Consider the following 18,225-nt stretch of genomic DNA (forward strand, 5'->3'; position numbering starts at 1 on the left):
TCGGTCAGGAATGCCGGAAGATCCAGCGGCTCAACATTTTTTCTGAGCGTCGTTGTCACTGTCATTGCGACATCAGCCGATGCCGCGTCGAACGCCAGTCTCAGCGGCTCGGGAAGTCAGCCGCTGCCGTCCAGCAGACGTTCTGCCTCACGAGCCATGTCGGCTTTCTTGAGATGGCCGATCAGTTCGGCTGACTGCTCGCCCTTCGCCTCCCGCAGCCTGCAGGATCTGCGCCTTGGTGACCCTGCCGAGGTAGCGCCGGCCGCCGCCCGGGATGCGATAGAAGCCGGTCTCTTTGCCCTCACCGTCGACTTCGGCTCGAATATTTAGGCTGGTCAGTAGTCCGCGGCACGCTATGTCTTCGGCAAGCTCGTCGATCGAGACGCCAGCCTTGATTTGCGGACGTTCTGCTGGCTTAAGACCAGCTTGTCAAAGGGGATATCGCGTCCGACACTGAGCGTGATCTTCTGAATGGCCCTGCCATATCGTTTCTCCGTGACGAGCCGGCGGGAACTTTCTCCAGCCTCCAAACCCGTCACGAAATCCCCTTCCCCTCTCTCCCTCTACGGCATCCCCCCATCCCGCAGTCAAACAAGGCATGCCGCCGAAGCAAGCCCAGCTCACCATTCGTCCCTCGCGCCGATGGAGGGTCGGCGATTCCTTGCGCCAGATCTTTGATTCAACAGCAAATCAGCAAAGCCCCGCATTCGAAATTAAGTTCTGGAACGTGGAACGAATAGGGCCGCATGAGGTTTTCTGCTCACGGATCTAAGAGGTCCGGCACGAGAGGAAATTCCCATGAACAAGTTTATTTTTACTGCTGCGCTTCTCGGCGCTTCGGCATTGTCAGCACTGGCCCAGACGGCGCCCGCAGCCACGAATGACGGCAAGACGCCGGCCGTTGCAACGCCTGGATCAAACAATGCGACCGCCCCGGTGGAAGGCGCCAACAGCTTCACCGAGGGTCAGGCAAAGGATCGCATTGAAAAGGCCGGATATACCGAGATCAAGGACCTCAAGAAAGATGACAAGGGCATCTGGATGGCATCGGGCATGAAGGACGGCAAGGCCGTCGTGATCGCTCTCGACTACCAGGGAAACATCGTCGCCAAGTGACGCAATAAATAAGCACTTAGGAGAAATGAACATGAGAACCGTAACTGGACTTTTCGATGATTATACCGACGCAAGTTCTGCAGTCAGCGCGCTTGAGTCCGCCGGTGTTCCTTCCAATGACATTAGCATCGTTTCGAATAATGCCGACAATCGCTACGGCGAAGATTCGAATGCTGGCGAAGGCGCCGGTACTGGGGCTGGCATTGGCGCGGTCGTCGGCGGCGCCGGCGGCCTTTTAACAGGCCTTGGGTTGATGGCCATCCCGGGTGTCGGCCCAGTCGTCGCAGCAGGCTGGCTGGCCGCAACCGCCGCCGGCGCTGCCGCCGGTGCTGTCGCCGGCGGTGCGACAGGGGGCATCATCGGCGCAATGACGAGTTCGGGCGTCTCTGACGAGGACGCAAATGTCTATGCCGAAGGCGTTCGCCGGGGTGGCTCGTTGGTCACCGCCAGGGTCCAGGACGCGCTTGTCCCGGAAGCGGAAGCGATACTCAAGCGATCAAACTGGGTCGACCCGGCCACACGCCGCGCCGCTTACACCAAAGAGGGGTGGACCAGGTTCGATGACGCGCTCGACCCCTATAGTCCAGAACAAGTCGCAAAAGAACGCAGTCGCTATCGCCTCTGAGACTGACCCGGCGCGCCCTGCAAAGGGCGCGCGTTTATTCATTCCATGACAGTCACCGCACGCTGGTCAAGAGCACGAATTGATACGGCGAAAGAACCCATCAGATCAGTGCTCGGTTTAGCGTTGCCTTAAACAAACTGTGCAAGGGTGCAGGCTTGTCATCCACACCGGCAACCTGATGAAGTTTCGAAGACATCCAAAGATGGTGCGCAGCCTCGCGGGCGCTGTAGGCAAAACAGGCGCATTTGCTCCCGCGATATTTGCTGCCATCATTGCAATCATCGTCGTCTCTGTTGCAACGAACTGGCGGCTCGAGCGCTCGCTCGCCGATGAACGCTCCCTTGTTGCCGGAGAGCTCGCCACCATATCATCTCGTCTCCAGACGAACCTCAATAGCAATGTGAAGTTGTTGCAAGGGCTGGCGGCTGGAATTGCCGTCGACCCGACGATGGATCAAAACCGATTTTCCAAGCTTGCCACGCAGATCTTGCAACCTGACTCACAACTGCGCAGCTTCGCCGCAGCCCCCGGCATGGTGGTCAAATGGGTTTATCCGGAAAAAGGCAATGAAAAGGCCATCGGGCTCGATTACCGAACGAATGAGAAGCAACGGGATAGCGCAATGCTGGCGCGCAACACCCATAATATCGTTCTGACCGGCCCAGTGGACCTCGTCCAAGGTGGAACCGCTTTTGTTGTCAGATGGCCAATTTATGTCACTAACGGAACGAGCCAGGTCTTTTGGGGTCTGCTGTCTGGGCTGATCGACATACCAAAGCTCTACCGAGAAAGCGGCCTTGAATCGACCGATCTTGAGATCGCCATCAGTAGCGTACCGGAGCCGGATCTGCCTAAAAAAGTGTTCCTCGGCAGCCTGCAAACTTTTTCGAAGAAGCCGGTTAAAGCCTCCGTCGATATGACTTATGGACGATGGACCCTCGCCGCGGCGCCCAAGGGCGGATGGGGCCAAAATAGCGAGATCGGCATTTTTGAGCTCTATGCGAGCCTCTTGTCGTTGTGTGTCGTTGCGCCGATTATCTGGGTCGGTTTTCTGACGAAATCACGCCAGAGAACCATTGAAAAGCTTCGCCTACATAAGAAAAAGCTCGTTCGAGCACGGCAGGGGCTGGAATACCTGTCGCTGCATGACGCACTCACGGGACTTCCCAATCGACGATTTGTCGACCAGATCATCTCGCAGCCGCCGCGACCCGATGCGGAAGACTGTCTGATACTTATCCATATCGACCTGGATCGGTTTAAAGAGATTAACGACACGAAAGGGCATGCCGGCGGTGACACGGTCTTGCAAGCGACAGCGTCGCGCCTTGCCGGGTTGGCCGGACCAAACGAGGTCGCCGCTCGGATCGGCGGAGATGAGTTCATCTTCGCCAGCTGGAGTGCTGATCCCGAGCCTAAAGCAACGGCATTGGCCAGCCTGATTGTCGGCACCCTCGAGCAGACAATCTTTATCGATGGCGTGGAGTGTGCCGTCGGCGCTAGCGTCGGTGTCGCCTGGGAGACCCCGGGGGCGCGTGGCCGTGACCTCAGCCAATTGCTTCTGAATGCCGACCTGGCTCTGTACGAGGCAAAAAAGACGGGCCGCGGCCGCGCCGCCGTTTTCACCGAAGAGCTTCGCAGCGCGGCGATACTTTCGAAAGAACTGGCGGACGAATTTCATCATGCGCTGGATTGCGATGAACTCGTTGCATTCTTCCAACCGCAGTTCGATGCGAACACATTGACTATCGCCGGCGTTGAGGCGCTTGCCCGGTGGGATCACCCGAAAAAAGGGCTGCTCGGCCCAGACAAATTTCTTGATGTCGCCGAAAGGCTGGGGCGTAGCGGGGACATGGACCGGCTGATCCTGCAGAAGGCTCTCTTCGAGCTTGCAAGATGGGACAGCTTGGGAATGCAGATCCCGCGTGTCTCGGTCAACATTTCAGCACGTCGACTGGCACAGGCAAATCTGCTTGCGGAACTGTCCGAGCTTCCCCTGGCGAAGGGCCGCCTGTGTTTCGAGTTGCTGGAGACAATCTCCTTCGACCATCTCCAGCCTGTTCTCAATGAGATAATTCCAGCTGTCAAAGAGCTCGGCATTGAAATCGAGATCGACGATTTCGGCACCGAACATGCCAGTATCGTCAGTCTACTGAGATTTGAGCCGCGAAGGTTGAAGATCGATCGGGAAATAATCAAGCCGATTATCGCCTCTCCATCTCAACGCCGTCTGGTCTCCTCGATCATAGAAATTGGCCGGTCACAGAACATCGACATCGTCGCAGAGGGTGTGGAGACAATGGAGCATGCGAAGATCCTGAAAGATCTTGGCTGCCATTTGCTGCAGGGTTACGCGCTGGCACGACCAATGACCTCGGAGCAGTTGATCGAATTTTGCCGTGCGAAGGACGAGGGACTGACAGCGGCAGGTTGATGGCCATACCCTGCATCCCCAAGCACTCCAGGCTTGCGCGTTCCACAACCGGCCACCGGGGGCGGCATCGAGATCAGCATGGGCTCGATGCGCTCCAGCCAATTGATTGGCTCGACCCGGCTAGGCAGATGCGCCCAGCCGGGTTGAGCCTGCGCCTTTACTTGCCCATCATTTGCTTCGCGTTTTCGGGCGTGATGGCTGTGGTATCGACCGTTACCGTCGGCTCAACAGACGACGCGCAGTCCAGCAGTATCGACTTTGCCATGTCGATCGCCTCCTTCCCTCCGGTAGGATAGGTAAAGGTCGCGGACCAGTCGCCCTTTGCGACCGCCTCAATTCCCCCGGCAGGCCCAGGCAAGCCGTCAGTGCCGATGATCTTCACGCTCTTGCCGGCACCTTTTGCAGCAAGCAGTGCACCGGCCGCCATCATATCGTTGCTCGCATAGACCATCTTGATATCGGGATGGGCCTGCAGCATGGCGGCGAACGCCGTTTGCGCTTTATCCGGCAGCCAGTCAGCCGCCTGTTCTGCCACGATCTGGATCTTGGAATTGGCTTTCACGCCATCTTTGAAGCCGTTGAGCCGTTCGACCGCCGGTGTCGAACTCGGCAGCCCCTGCAGCACGGCGGCCTCGCCGCCATCCGGAAGAAGCGTCTTGCTGGTATATTCGCCGGCCGCCAACGCAATCTTGTAGTTATCGCCTCCGATGAAAGCTGTGTAATCCTTGCCTGCTTCACCGTTCGTCTTGCGATCGAGTTCGATGACCGGGATACCCGCGTCCATTGCCCGCTTGACGGCGGGTGTAAGCGGAGCCGCCTCGAAAGGCGAAATCAACAGAAGGTCGACCTTTTGGGTGATGAAATTGTCGACCTGCGACGTCTGCGTGTTGACGTTGCCTGCCCCGTCGGCAATCTGCAGTGTGAACTGCGGGACTGCCTTGGCGGCTGCTTCCAGTTCATCGTTGACGTGCTGGCGGTAGGGCTCCGCATTGTTTGCCTGCGAGAAGCCGATGACGAATTCGCCATCCTTGGCGCAAGCCTTCACTAGCGGATCGGCAGCCTGGGCCACGCCGGCAATACAAAGACATGAGCCCGCCATAAGTGCCATGCGGCCGGCATTCGAAAATCGAAGTGCATTCTGTGTCATTACTTTCTCCTCCACATTGGTCCCGGATCCACCCTCCGGAAGATGCCGCCACATTACCTGCCCAATCCTTCGCGGCGACGAACGAGGGATTGAAGGACTGCCGCCAGAACGATAATTGCCGCTGTAGACAGCAGCTGCATGGCCGGCGTGATGTTGTTGAGCTGAAGAATATTGGCCAAGGCGCCAAGCATGATCGTACCGGCGATCGTTCCGACCATGGACCCCGAGCCGCCAAACAGGCTGGTCCCGCCGATGACGACAGCCGCGATGGCCGTCAGTTCATATCCGGTGCCATCATTGGCACTTCCGAAATTGAATTGCCCGGCATGGACGATGCCGGCCAGCGCGGATGCAAAGCCGGTAATGGCGTAAACGGCGATCTTGATTGCCGAGACCGGAACACCTGAGATGCGAGCGGCGCGCTCGTTGCCGCCGACGGCATAGACGTAACGGCCGAACCTGGTCGTGTTCAGCACCAGCGTTGCGATGCAGGCAAAAATCAAGAAGACGATCGTGGCGACCGGAACGACGTTGCCGAACAATCGCCCGCCGAGAACCGCAAAGATGGGGGGAGCCAGCCCAGGGCCATCGCCATAAGAGATATTGATGTACTGATTGCCCGACACGACGAGTGCAAGCCCGCGAGCTGCCTGCAAACCGGCAAGAGTGACGATAAAGGCTTCAAGCCGAAATTTGCTTGAGATCGCTCCCTGGACCAAGCCGAAACAAGTGCCCATCAGCAGCACTGCCAGCACCGTCGTAATCAGCCCAAAACCGCCGGAGACCATCAATGTTGCTGTGACGACGCTCGCAAGACCAAGGGTGGCCCCGACCGAGAGATCGATCCCGGCGGTTATGATCACGAACGTCATTCCGATGGCGATGATGCCGGTTTCCGACACCGCGCGGACGATGTTGGCGATGTTGTCGGGTTGAATGAACAGGATGACCCCATGCCGGCGCGGCGAGAATATGATGCCGCCTGTAAAGACCAGCACAAGGCCGATCAGGCTTTGGAAGCGGACGATCACCGCAAGCGGATCGATGCGCTTTGCCGGTTGAATCGAAGAACTCGACGTAATTTGCTGTTCGGACATCATCCCTCCCTCCCGTTGGCGGCGGCCAGAACCTCGTGTTCGCTCACCCCGCCAGAAAATTCGGCAACGCTGCAGCCGTTGCGTAGAACCACTATTCGATCGCATAGGCCAATCAGCTCAGGCATTTCGCTTGAGGCGACAAGGATGCCCAATCCGTCCGAGGCAAATTCGCGCAAGCGGGCGTAAATCTCCCCCTTTGCTCCGACGTCAACACCGCGGGTCGGCTCGTCGAGAAGCAACAAGCTGGGATTACCCAGCACTTCCTTGGCAAGCACGACCTTCTGCTGGTTGCCGCCGGACAGAGCACCCACCGCGATCCCGGGATTCTTGGGACGGATGTCGAAATTCCCGAACGAGCTCTTGATCGCATCGTCCTGTCGGCGCGCGGACAACAAGCCGTTTGGGGATATTCGGCGAATGATCGACATGACCAGATTGAGGCCGACAGACATACGCAGCATCAGCCCGGCGCCGCGCCGATCGTCGGTTACGAAGGCGAGACCCGCCCGACGCGCCGCGGCGATGGATTTAAGCCTTGCCGGCTTGCCGCCAATGGTAACCTCACCCTGCCATCTGCCCGGCACGCCTGTCCCGTAGAGAGCGCTGAGAAGCTCCGTTCGCCCTGCACCCATCACACCAGCCAAGCCGACAATTTCACCACGGTGAACATCCAGGTCGATCTTTAATGGCGCTTGCCAGCCGGGTGACGCCCGGTGCGGGCGGAAGGAGGCCTGCCGCATCCTCAGCAACACGTCACCGACACGATCCGATCGAGGCGGGTAAAGCTCGTTCAACGGACGGCCGACGAGAAGCTGCACCAGTTGGGCTTGTGGCGCGTTCGGTTCGGTAATACCGGCGACCTTGCCGTCGCGCATGACCGTTACGCGATGGGCAATCTGCGGCACTTCCTCAAGGCGATGCGAAATATAGACGATACCGACGCCTGACGATGCGAGCCCGCGCATGATATCGAACAATCGATCGACTTCGCCGACAGTCAATGCTGCCGTCGGCTCATCCATGATCAGAGCGCGCGATGCATAGGACAGCGCCTTGACAATGGCGACGACCTGGCGCTGGCCGATCGAAAGCTCGCCGACAAGCTGGGCGGGATCGATCGATCGGTCGATTGCTTCCAGTCTTTTGCGCGCTTCGCGCAGCATCGCCTTTCCGTCGAGCAGGCCATGGGGATGGACCAGCTCACGGCCAAGAAAGAGATTGGCCGCGACGCTCAGGCTAGGAACGAGATCCAGTTCCTGGAAAATCGTTGCAATTCCCGCCGCCTGTGCATCTCGCGGGCTGTGAAACCGGGCGGGTTTGCCATCGATGAAGATCTCTCCCTGGTCCGGCGTGTGCACACCGGACATCAGGTTCATCAACGTCGATTTGCCCGCGCCATTCTCTCCAAGCAGGGCATGGATTTCACCCACTTTAAGATCGAAGTCCACGCCACGCAGCGCTTGAACCCCGCCGAAATGCTTGGTGACCCCTTTCGCCGAAAGAACAACCTGGTTCATGCTGCTTCTCCACACGATTCACGAACCCGCAAAACCGGCGACAGTCGAACGGTCTCGCGGGGGCGGTGCTTGTTGCCGATCCGTGCAATCAGCAAATCGGCCGCCTTCCTGCCAATCTCATCGCAAGGCTGGGCCATTAGCGTCAGGCGCGGCTCGAAGTAGTCTGCCCATTCGAAATCATCGATCCCGAGCACCGAAATGTCGGCGGGAACGCGAAGTCCCCGTTCCCGAATGGCTCTCATCGCGCCGATCATCGCAAGATTGTTTGAGGCAAGGATTGCTGTCGGTGGCTCCTTCAGCTCCAGCAAACGGTGCGTCGAAGCGGCGGCGTCGGCAGTGCTGTGGTTGCCGTTGCTGATGAAAGCATGCGGGACCTCTATTCCCCTCTCCGTCATAGCTTCCCGGAAAGCCTTGGTGCGCTCCACGGTCGTCGCAAATCCAGGCTGGCCGAGGATGATCCCCACCCGGTGGTGATGGAGCGTGACGAGGTGATCGACCAGCATGCGAATTGCCGCCCTATTGTCGGTCCCGACCTGATCGAAACGATCATCGGAGAGCCTGTCGACGAGCACGCAGGGAACATCGCAGTCAAGGAGGTAATCCAGCGCTTTCTGAGGATCGCCCGACGCGGCAAGGATAATCCCGTCGACCCGGCGCTGGTGCAGATGCCGGACGAGCTCCAGTTCCCGATCCGGATCGTCCTGGGTATCGCACAGAAATACGATCAAGCCTCGCTTGGAACACTCGGCTTCGATCGCGCAGATGATGTCGCTGAAGTAGGGGTTCGAAATCGCCGAAATCGCCAGGCCGACCGTGCCGGTCGACGATAATTTGAGAGAGCGCGCAACCGCGTTCGGGATGTACCCGATCTCGTCCACGGCCTCCATGACGAGCTTCGCCTTCTCGGGCGACACGTAGCGCGTCTTGTTGAGAACATGGGAAACCGTGGAGACCGAAACCCCCGCGGCCTTTGCAACTTCGGAAATCGTGGTCATGAGCGCGCTCCGGCGTTCGCCGGCAGCGCAACAAGAAAACGTCTCAAATTTTCCTCCCAGGCGGAACTCCAACCTTAAAAAGGCTCTCCAAGGATCCGCGAATATGATTACGCTAGCGCCATCGAAACGTTTGCGCAATCGTTTTTTTCTCGATACTGTCCAATTCGTGATCATCTCTTGGGAGGGAAATGACGTGCTGAAGGGTGTCCCGCCGTTCGTGACTGCCGACTTGTTGTGGGTTATGGCCTCTATGGGTCATGGCGACGAATTGGCCATCGTCGATCGAAACTTCTCGGGCTTTCGGGTGTCGACCCAGACCACGAGCGGAAAGCTTCTCATCTTGGAGGGGGTCGATGCACCAACTGCGGTGGGCGGGATCCTCAAGATGATGCCCCTGGACAGATCCGGCGACACGCCGCTGACGCACATGGAGGCCGTCGACGCGCCGGGTGAATTGCTGGAAGTGCACCGGGACGTCATCGATGTGTGCGGTGAGGCGGAAGGGCGCTCGATCGCGAGCCAACCCATCGAGAGGTTTGCTTACTATCCCCTTGCAATGCGATCGTTTGCGATCATCCAGACCGCTGAATCGCGCCCCTATGGGAACTTCATCCTGAGGAAGGGCGTGCTCTGAGGGTCAACCATCAAACAGTTCCGGCGATTGGGCTGCGGGGCCCCGAACTTCCATCTGGTCCGCACCCGTTGCTTGTCGGCAAGGGCTAAAACCCGGCTGAACGCTTTGATCGGGGGCGAGAGGCCGGAACCGAATTTCGATCTCTCGAGTTATCGCAGAAACCAGAAGCCCCTTTATTTATATGGATTTCGAGAACCAGGTATAATTCAGTAGAATTGAATGCTCGAAATATCGAAATCGCTGGAAGTACTTGCCTGATTTCCGCATCGAGCATCTTTAAACCTATAGGCGCAATCCTTACGTCGTCCATCGTCATGTCTATCAAGGCGACACCGATGTGAGAGCATTCACGACCACGCCGCCCCTCATCGGGGACTCGGGACGCGCGGTCGTTTTTCCCAGACAATGAGCAGCCCAAGCGTTCGATGCACCTTTAGTGCCTCGAGCAAATAGGCGCGCCATCTCCCCGTCTTATCAACCAACACCAACCGGGCGGCCATCGGGTGGATGAACCCGCGCGCCCATACGAGAGAAAAGATGGAAACCTTACAATACCTGAGCCCTATGGGATGGAAGGCGATCGAAATCGCCGTCACGCTCATCGTGGTGGCAATTCTTTTCCGGTGGAGCGGCGTGATCCGCTACATCCCCAACGACAGGCTCGGCATTCTCGAGAAGCTCTGGAGTTTTCGCGGCTCCGTCGACAATGGCTTCATTGCGCTCTATGGCGAGGCCGGCTTCCAGCCGGAAGTCGTGCGCGGCGGCCTGCATTTCTTCATGCCGTTCCAGTATTCGATGCATCGCGCCAATCTCGTAACCATTCCGCAGGGCCAGATCGGCTATGTTTTCGCCCGTGACGGCGAGCCGCTGCCGCCGACCCAGACGCTTGCCTCCAATGTCGACGCCGATGATTTTCAGGATGTGCGCGGCTTTCTCACAAAAGGCGGCCAGAAGGGGCCGCAACGCAAGATCCTACGCGAAGGCACCTATGCCATCAATCTCGCGCAGTTCATCGTGCTGACCGCACAATCGAACTATGCGGTCAACCTGAACGCATCGGAACAACGACTGTTCGCCGACATGTCGACGCTGATTGCCGACCGGAATGGCTTCGAGCCCGTCGTCATCCACGACGCCGAGGACCTGATCGGCATCGTCACCATCCATGATGGTCCGGCGCTGCCGGATGGCGAGATCATCGCGCCGACCGTTGCCAACAACCCGAAAGATCCGAACTTCCACAATAATTTTCAGGATCCGGAGAAGTTTCTCAATGCCGGCGGTTATCGCGGCCGGCAATTGCAGGTGCTTGCCGACGGCAGTTATTTCCTCAACCGCATCTTCGCAACCGTCGAACTTGTGGAAAAGACGATCATCGACGTCGGCACGGTGGGTGTCGTCGTCTCCTACACCGGCCGGCGAAGCGCCGACATTTCCGGCTCATCCTATCGTCATGGCGAACTGGTCGAGACGGGCGCCCGCGGTGTCTGGTCGACGCCGCTGCTGCCGGGCAAATATGCGTTCAACACCTTTGCTGGCAATATCATCATCGTGCCAACGACCAACTTCGTGCTGAAGTGGACCAAGGAACAGTTCGGCGAGCACAGGCTGGACGAGAATCTTTCCGAAGTATCGCTGATCACCAAGGATGCATTCGAACCGGTGCTGCCGCTCTCGGTCGTCGTGCATATCGACTATATGAAGGCGCCCCTCGTCGTGCAGCGTTTCGGCGATATCAAACGGCTGGTCGAACAGACGCTCGATCCGATGGTCTCAGCCTATTTCAAGAATATCGCCCAGACCAAGACCCTGATCGAACTGCTGCAGGAACGCAGCGAAATTCAGCGTAAATCCGGCGACGAAATGCGCGAGAAGTTTAACTCCTACAGCCTCGAACTGCAGGAAGTGCTGATCGGTACGCCGCGGGCCAACAATGGCCAGAACAGCATCGAGCAGATTCTGATCCAGCTGCGCGAGCGTCAGATAGCCGTTGAAAAGGTCGAGACCTATAAATTGCAGGAGGCGGCGGCGGTCCAGGAGCGCACATTGCGCGAGAAGCAAGCGCTGGCCGAACAGCAGGCGAAGATCACCACATCGGCACTGACCATCGAGATCAGCGAGAACGAAGGTAAGGCGCAACTCGCCCGCACCCGTCAGCAGGCAGAGACCATTCAGGTTACCGCAAAGGCCGAAGCCGAGAAGGTGCGCCTCGCCGGCCTCGGCGAAGCCGATCGTATCAAGGCCGTCGCGCTCGCCGATGCCGAACGCATCAAGGCGACCGGTTTTGCCGATGCCCAAAAGGTGCGCGCCATCGGTTTGGCGGAAGCGGAGGCCACCGAGAAGAAGGTCGCGGCCTTCGGTGGACCGGATTATCAGCTCCACTCGCAGGTCCTCATGCGCTTTGCTGAAGCGATCGAAAACGGCAGGCTGCCGCTCGTGCCGCAGATCCAGGTCGGTGGTGGCGGCGGCGAAAAGGGCGCCACCAATGGTCTTGTGGAAATGATGCTGTCGATGCTGGTCGCCGATCGGCTTGGGCAGCCGGCTTCACCTCCTGCGGTGCCGGCGCCGACCGAGCAGCAGTAATTGTGGATGGGCCGGTTATGCCGGCCCATTTTGCCGACCCGACCAAAAGGCTGCGATCGCTCGACTTTCCTGGCACTTTGCAATGCGGAGCTGGATGATCTCGGGAGCGACAGCAGGCGCTGATGGCGAATGGTTGACCTGCGCCTAGACGAATAATCGATGCGGTCATCGCCGGCAATCTCCATGACGGCGATCAGACGTCGATGAAGACGGCACGCTTCTTGGCAAGCCAGCTGGAACGGCTGCACCGAGCGTCGATTGGCGCTTCCAGATCCGCAGCAATCACGCTGCGATGTCGATAGGACTAGGTGATGGCCGATAGGCTTAGATCGTCGGCGGCGAAGCCGAGATCGCGGCTTCTGCAACCGGCTCTTGTCTTGCTCAAGGATAGTTCATATTGACTAGCATGCCGGCCACTTAAAAAAACGAGTTATCCATGGCTTTCGTCCCTCGCCTGCGTTTGCTTGTTGCCCTCAGTGGTTGTCTTTTCTCAGCAGTCTCCCATGCGCAATCCTTTGATTGCGGCAAGGCGCAGTCCGCTATTGAAAAGGCGATTTGTGCCTCCCCTGCCTTGATTGCTCAGGACACTGCCTTGGCGGCCTCCTATCGGCAGGCATTGACCGATCTCAACGGCGACCCGGCAAAGCTGAACGATCTACGCCAGCAACAGCGCCGCTGGTTGGCTGACCGCAACAAATCCTGTGTAGACACCGATCCGGTCCGGCTGTCGGCATGCCTCACAACAAGCTATCACACGCGTCTTGAAGCGCTTGTAGCAGCTGGCGCGTCTCCCAGCCACAAGCCGGCAGAATCCGCCGTCGAGCTTGCACCATCAACAGCACCGACGACACCGCCTGCTGCGGGACAAGATACATCGGCGCCGTTGGTTGCCGCAGCGCCTCAACCCGCGCCCATAAAGGCCCTGCCCCGGCTTGTGTCGCAGCCGCATTTGGCCTCGGATCAACTGCCTGCCGATCAGGATGGCAGCACCTTGCTGACCGTCGACACGCCCGGCCATATCACCATCCGTACGCAGAGCACCTCGGGTGAAGCATTGCAGCTCGTCGATATGATCGCAGGCCCTGGGGACCGCATGGGCGCCGCCGGGGTCAGCGACGGCCGGATCGACGCCCTGCTCGATAAAGGCACCTACAAGATCCGTGTGTTCGGCGCCAAGGGAGCCGCCGGCGACGTTAAGCTTACCGCACAGGCCTATCAGGAGCTTGAACAGCCCGACGCCGCTTTGACCTCCGCCACCCCAATCCATGCCGATCTAAGCGATCTGCAACAAAGATCCTATTGGATCGACATTCGCGATGCCGGGCGCGTCGATATCGAGGCCGTTGGACGCTCGCTTCAGGATCTTCGCTTGTGGCGAAACGGCACCGATATTGCCGCTCTCTCGCCGAAAATGTCGATTTTCGAACTGAAGCCGGGCCTCCCCATGACCCGGGCCACGCTGACGGGAAAGGTCGAGGCCGGCCGCTATCTCGTGACGGCCTATGGCGGCCAGAAGCTTGTCTGGACCAATTCGGACGCCGCAGAGCCATTCCACATTCGCACCGGCACGCAGATATCGCTGGCCGGAGGGATTGCCGAAAATGTCATCGGCCCTTTCGGCTCGATACGTTTTGAGGCGCCGGCAGATCTCGATACCTTCCGCCTGGAGCTGCCGCAATCGGCACCGGCGGTGCTCCGGGCCGGTCGGATTTCCGACACAGGGACGGCTTTTCAGAGCGCCGCGATCGATAAGGCTAGCCGTGAACCGATAGCCACGCTTTCGCTTTCGACAGACAGCCAGGTGAGTATTGTCGAAGTCTCGGGTTATGAAGGCCAGCCTTTCCAGCTCCGCGGGCTTCGGTTCGGCACCGAGACCCAATTCAAAGGCTCGGTGGCCAATCTCATCAGTCTCGACGTTGCCGGCGAAGGCCACGATGAAATTCCGGCCACGGCTCTGTTGGTGCGCCAGGATAGCAGTGGCAAAGCCACCATCGTCGCTTCCGACCTGCCTCATCTGGGGCCAGGCCAGGCTTGGCGGCGACGCTTCAACTTGCGCGGGCCGACATCGCTTCTATTCGAGATGACCCAAGCGGGCCAGATCGGCATCCGCACCTCAGGCGTTGCGCTGCATGCCGACATCAGCCCGGTTCTGGTTGGCAATGCCCCGCGCGCCGATGGCCGCAACGCCGATCGTTTCGATCTGGACGCCGGCTATTATCTGCTGCGCCTGCTGCCCGACAATAATGCCGTCGGCATCGTCGACCTTTCCTTCGGCACGCCGGGCCTCCTCCCACCGGTCCAACCCGCCGCTCCGGCACGCACGACTATTTCCTTTGGCATCCGGGAAGCCGAAAAGGCCACGCGCTACCAGATCATCACCAATGCTGCGCCCGGTTTGCTGACGGGACCTCGTGCCGTGGCCTTGCCCGCCGATCTGCAGGTGCGGCCACTGGCGCTTTGGCAGCCCGTCGATGCCTCGGCGCAGCCGCAACCCCTGCCAGATCAGCCGATGTCCAATATGCCGGCGCCCGTGCCGCAGGCCAAAGGCGCCGCGAATGACGATGCGAACGCCCTGTCGCGGCCGGCATCGCCAGCGGATTTGCAGATCGACGTCCGTGTGCCCCCTGGCGGGACCATCGCCGCCGTCGACATGCACAATACATCCGTCGCTTTTGCGACCAGCAACCAACGTGTCGACGCAAAGGGCCGCACGTTGACACTGCGCTTCCCCGCCCCTGCCGCTGCCCGGTCCATCGTCGTCAGCTGGCAGCCGGATGCTGCTGCGGCGCAGAAAATCGCCTCGCCGACCCCCGCATCCTCGTTGATTGTCGGCCAAAGCCAGTTTCTCGATCTCGCCGAAAACGCGCAGAAATCCTACCGGCTCGAGGTTCCCGAGGGCGGGCTTTACCGCATCGAAACCCTTGGCCGTTTGCAGACATCGCTGAGCCTTGGCACCTCATTCCTGCCGGGACTGGGGGAAGCGTCGGACAATGGCGATGGCCATAATGCGCTGCTGCAAACCTATCTGCGCGCGGGAACCTATCAGGTTGACGTCTCCGCCCAGAATTCCTCCGGCCATCTCGGCGTCGCCGTTACGCCGGCCTCGCTGTTGACCGCGGCAAGCCTGGTCGCCGATGGCACCAGCCGAGGGGCCCTCTCAGGCGGGCGCGGCGCCATCGTGCCGATCGAGATCGCAACTGCAGGAACCTATCAGCTCGATCTCTATTCCCTGGGCGAAGACCTTACCGCGCGTCTCGAGGATGCGGAGGGATGGCCGCTCACCGCGCCAGGCCCGCTTTCCACGCTCAGTCAGGATTTCACCCCGGGGCACTACCGTCTGGTAATCCTGCCGCGCGACGTCGACACGCGGTTTGTCGCACGGCTAAGACCGGTCATCGACCCACCGCAGTTGCAGGGCCACGGACCACACCCACTGGCCTTCAATCAGTCCCAAGCATTTCAGTGGCGCGAGCCTCAGAGCAAAAGCGACGCACGCGTTGCCGATAGCTGGACGTTTGATCTCCTTGCCGATGCCGATGTCAGCATCGACCTGACCGAAGGCATGATCGGCACTCTGTTTCGCGACGACAAGGACCAGATCGCCCGATTTGTCGCCGCTCCCCAATTCACCGGCACGTTGAAGGCCGGGCATTATCGCATCGATCTCATGAGCCTCGCCCATGATGACCGACTGGATTATCAGATTACCCTGAACACCCAGGATTTGCAGCCGGGCGAAGCACGCTTCGTCAACCTTCCCGCCGAGCTTTCCTTCAATGTCGACAAGGACCGTGTCGTCAGCCTCGGCACGTTCGGCCGCAGCGAAATCAAAGGCGTGTTGAAGGACGAGCATGGCGCCGTAGTCGAACGCCTGACGGGGCGCAGCGATGATTGGAACATCGCGCTCTCCACTCGCCTGCCGGCGGGATCCTATACGCTGGCCCTTGATCAGGCGGCAGCGTCAGGCCCGGCCAGCAGTCAATCAGATGACGGTTCCGACGATCAAGACGCCGACTCCGGTGATGGTGAGCAGGAGGCCAGCGACGACCAGGCCGACGTTGGGGATATCGAAGTTCAGTTTGCCCTGCCGCAGGAGCAGCCGCAGCCAGCCCTCACCGAGAGCGGCACCGCCGAGGTCAACGGCGCCTCCGTCTTTGCTTTTCCCTTGCCGGCCAACACAAAGGATCAACTTGCGCTGGTCGCAGCCCAGTCCACCAGTGAGCTGGTTCTCTCCGTCGAAAAACGAGACGCCGACGGCAATTGGAAGCCGCAAGCCTTTGCCCGTGGCCGCACGCCGCTGATCGCCTGGCCGGCGTCCGAGGGAGGTGCACAACGGCGCGCATCGGTCTGGACCCTTGATGGTGGAGCAGCACCCATCAAAATCGCCGCGCGCAGCATCGCCCGCGATATGCGCGAGCCCGGCGACATTGCCTTGGATCCGGTGACCATCGATGGCCTTGATCTCTCCTTGAACGTTGCTCTCGCGCATGCACCATCGGCCGGCCTCGTCGACCTTGGCGCTGCCGCCGATCTGCTTGTCGGCGCAAGTGCGGACCGTCCGCTCACGGCGGCCATGCCCGGACTTTTTGCTCCGCAATCGGATCGTTTATGGCTGGTCTCCCGCGCAGCGAGCCATGTGCAGGTAAACCCAGCGCAGCCCGAGGCAGAAATCGCGCTGACGCTTGCGCCAGGAGATCAGGCAATTATCCCAGCCGCACCGGCTTTGCCGGGCAAAGTCAGATTGTGGCGCGCGGATTCGGCTTTTGGACAGCCGGGCCTGACGGCCGGACGCGGCATGGGCATCAGCCTCAACAGTGCGGTCGCGCTCTCCGATAATCAGGATCTGCATATCTGGAACGCCGCAAGCGATGAAAGCCTGCAGCTGCGGCTTAGACCGGTCGATGCTGCCGAGCTCGAGGCAGTGCAGCTGAATGGCACCTTGACGACCACCATTCCAGCCTTCAGCGCGCGGCCGGTGAAGCTCGCACCGGCAGTGAAACGGCTCACCCTCGACCTGGCGCCGGGGATCGCCGTCGTCTCCGCCCCTTCAACCTCGCAATTGTTGAACGTCTGGTCGGGTGCAGCTCCGCTGTCGCGCAGCATCGCGACGTCGACTGAGGAGATCTGGCTCGTCAACCTGACGGGGGATGCCGGCTCGGCGCGCGTTAGCCTGTCGCCGGGCCAAGCCGTTACGCTCGGCAATGATCAGATCAAGCGACGGTTCTTCGGCACGGTCGGATCGGAAGAAATCGCGGTTGATGCCATGAAAGGAGATGTCCTGAACGTCTCCGGCGGCGCGGCGACCTTTATCGGCTCCGACGGTCGGGTCTCGCGTGGTGACAGCATTCCCGTGTCCGGACCTGGGCAACTGATCGTCGATCACGGTGCCGGCCTCGTGGCGCTGTGGCTGGAACGGGATCGCAAGTCGCCCTGGCCCAAGCCAGAACCAAAATCGATGACCCTGCCGCAGAGCGTGACACTCGAGGGTGAGGCCATGGCCTTCCGCCTCGATCCGGCCCAACCGATGGTGCTTGACGTCAGCACCGACGCCCCCGTCATTGTCGGCCTGGAGCAAGGGGGTCACCGCGACCTGCAGCTATTTCCGACGGGAGCGGAATTCCACCGCTATCTGGCGGCGGGCGAGGCAGTCCTGACGCTCTATTCCACGCATGAGGGCCCCTTGTCAGGCAACCTGGATATGACGGCAACACCGGTCGTCCCGGTCAACGACGGCATCGGCGCCCCGGTCGTGCTTGCACCGGGCGCGACAGCCTTGTTCGGCTTCGAGGTTATAAATAGCGGCAATATCGGTGTCGGCCTGCGTTCCGATCCGGATCTTGCCATCGGCCGGCTGCTGGATGCCAAGGGCCAAGTGCTCGGCGACGGCGTCAATCAATTGAAGCAGCTCGCGCCAGGCTCTTACCTCCTGGAAGCGCGCGCACCGGCGGACGCACCGACGCTCATCGTCAGGCCCTCGGTGGTTGGATTGTCACCACCGCCCGCAGGTCCGCCGCCCGAAATTGTCAGCGATTATTTGCAGCGTGCCGGTTTGAAGCCCACGGGATCGAAGTGAAACC

10 protein-coding genes and 2 pseudogenes are annotated in these 18,225 nt (G+C 60.0%); 7 read left to right on the forward strand and 5 right to left on the reverse strand.

Annotation, left to right across the window (positions count from 1 at the left end):
• Positions 1–248: 248 nt before the first annotated feature.
• A pseudogene (locus GR197_RS32445) lies at positions 249–539 on the reverse strand (hypothetical protein); the annotation flags it as partial.
• A 259-nt stretch (positions 540–798) separates the two neighbouring features.
• Here GR197_RS32445 and GR197_RS23095 point away from each other — a divergent pair.
• The 3 genes from GR197_RS23095 (at position 799) to GR197_RS23105 (ending at position 4,175) form a co-directional block, all read left to right on the forward strand.
• Complete coding sequence (locus GR197_RS23095) at positions 799–1,116, forward strand: PepSY domain-containing protein (protein ID WP_164013776.1); 318 nt, start codon at positions 799–801, stop codon at positions 1,114–1,116.
• 31 nt (positions 1,117–1,147) lie between these two features.
• A complete protein-coding gene (locus GR197_RS23100; protein WP_164013778.1) occupies positions 1,148–1,741 on the forward strand; it encodes a general stress protein in 594 nt (197 codons plus the stop codon).
• Positions 1,742–1,919: 178 nt separating this feature from the next.
• Entirely contained in the window at positions 1,920–4,175 is a 2,256-nt protein-coding gene (locus GR197_RS23105; RefSeq protein ID WP_164013780.1) for a bifunctional diguanylate cyclase/phosphodiesterase, read from the forward strand.
• Positions 4,176–4,332: 157 nt separating this feature from the next.
• On the opposite strand, the gene GR197_RS23110 is transcribed toward GR197_RS23105, so the two are convergent.
• Genes GR197_RS23110 through GR197_RS23125 form a run of 4 tightly spaced genes read right to left on the reverse strand, consistent with a single transcriptional unit; the run spans position 4,333 to position 8,931 of the window.
• Positions 4,333–5,322 (reverse strand): substrate-binding domain-containing protein, encoded by a 990-nt coding sequence (locus tag GR197_RS23110; protein ID WP_164013781.1) that lies wholly within the window; start codon positions 5,320–5,322, stop codon positions 4,333–4,335.
• A 53-nt stretch (positions 5,323–5,375) separates the two neighbouring features.
• Positions 5,376–6,419, reverse strand: coding sequence for an ABC transporter permease (locus GR197_RS23115; protein ID WP_204330350.1), 1,044 nt, complete (start codon positions 6,417–6,419; stop codon positions 5,376–5,378).
• Entirely contained in the window at positions 6,419–7,936 is a 1,518-nt protein-coding gene (locus GR197_RS23120) for a sugar ABC transporter ATP-binding protein (protein ID WP_164013786.1), read from the reverse strand. The genes GR197_RS23115 and GR197_RS23120 overlap by 1 nt, the downstream gene beginning before the upstream one ends.
• Entirely contained in the window at positions 7,933–8,931 is a 999-nt protein-coding gene (locus GR197_RS23125; RefSeq protein WP_164013788.1) for a LacI family DNA-binding transcriptional regulator, read from the reverse strand. The genes GR197_RS23120 and GR197_RS23125 overlap by 4 nt, the downstream gene beginning before the upstream one ends.
• Before the next feature lie 193 nt (positions 8,932–9,124).
• Between GR197_RS23125 and GR197_RS23130 the strand changes: the two genes are divergently transcribed.
• The 4 genes and pseudogenes from GR197_RS23130 (at position 9,125) to GR197_RS23140 (ending at position 18,221) form a co-directional block, all read left to right on the forward strand.
• Positions 9,125–9,565 carry an RbsD/FucU domain-containing protein gene (locus GR197_RS23130; RefSeq protein WP_164013888.1) on the forward strand — a complete coding sequence of 147 codons (441 nt, stop codon included), beginning with the start codon at positions 9,125–9,127 and terminating at the stop codon, positions 9,563–9,565.
• Between the two features lie 537 nt (positions 9,566–10,102).
• The gene (locus tag GR197_RS23135; RefSeq protein ID WP_164013790.1) at positions 10,103–12,148 is read left to right on the forward strand and encodes an SPFH domain-containing protein; all 2,046 of its coding nucleotides are present in this window, start codon (positions 10,103–10,105) and stop codon (positions 12,146–12,148) included.
• A gap of 69 nt (positions 12,149–12,217) precedes the next feature.
• Positions 12,218–12,446, forward strand: a pseudogene (locus GR197_RS32450) (DNA repair exonuclease); the annotation flags it as partial.
• Positions 12,447–12,584: 138 nt separating this feature from the next.
• Positions 12,585–18,221: a lysozyme inhibitor LprI family protein gene (locus GR197_RS23140; RefSeq protein WP_164013791.1), complete on the forward strand. Its 5,637-nt coding sequence runs from the start codon at positions 12,585–12,587 to the stop codon at positions 18,219–18,221.
• The last annotated feature ends 4 nt before the right edge of the window (positions 18,222–18,225 follow it).

The sequence above is a fragment of the Rhizobium phaseoli genome (genome assembly GCF_010668805.1).
Taxonomy (GTDB): domain Bacteria; phylum Pseudomonadota; class Alphaproteobacteria; order Rhizobiales; family Rhizobiaceae; genus Rhizobium; species Rhizobium phaseoli_A.

What these genes read in the sequence shown, in the direction of transcription:
- GR197_RS23120 (WP_164013786.1), bottom strand. Translation starts at nt 7,936, where the DNA reads ATGAACCAGGTTGTTCTTTCGGCGAAAGGGGTCACCAAGCATTTCGGC.
- GR197_RS23135 (WP_164013790.1), top strand. Translation starts at nt 10,103, where the DNA reads ATGGAAACCTTACAATACCTGAGCCCTATGGGATGGAAGGCGATCGAA.
- GR197_RS23110 (WP_164013781.1), bottom strand. Translation starts at nt 5,322, where the DNA reads ATGACACAGAATGCACTTCGATTTTCGAATGCCGGCCGCATGGCACTT.
- GR197_RS23140 (WP_164013791.1), top strand. Translation starts at nt 12,585, where the DNA reads ATGGCTTTCGTCCCTCGCCTGCGTTTGCTTGTTGCCCTCAGTGGTTGT.
- GR197_RS23115 (WP_204330350.1), bottom strand. Translation starts at nt 6,419, where the DNA reads ATGTCCGAACAGCAAATTACGTCGAGTTCTTCGATTCAACCGGCAAAG.
- GR197_RS23100 (WP_164013778.1), top strand. Translation starts at nt 1,148, where the DNA reads ATGAGAACCGTAACTGGACTTTTCGATGATTATACCGACGCAAGTTCT.
- GR197_RS23105 (WP_164013780.1), top strand. Translation starts at nt 1,920, where the DNA reads ATGAAGTTTCGAAGACATCCAAAGATGGTGCGCAGCCTCGCGGGCGCT.
- GR197_RS23125 (WP_164013788.1), bottom strand. Translation starts at nt 8,931, where the DNA reads ATGACCACGATTTCCGAAGTTGCAAAGGCCGCGGGGGTTTCGGTCTCC.
- GR197_RS23095 (WP_164013776.1), top strand. Translation starts at nt 799, where the DNA reads ATGAACAAGTTTATTTTTACTGCTGCGCTTCTCGGCGCTTCGGCATTG.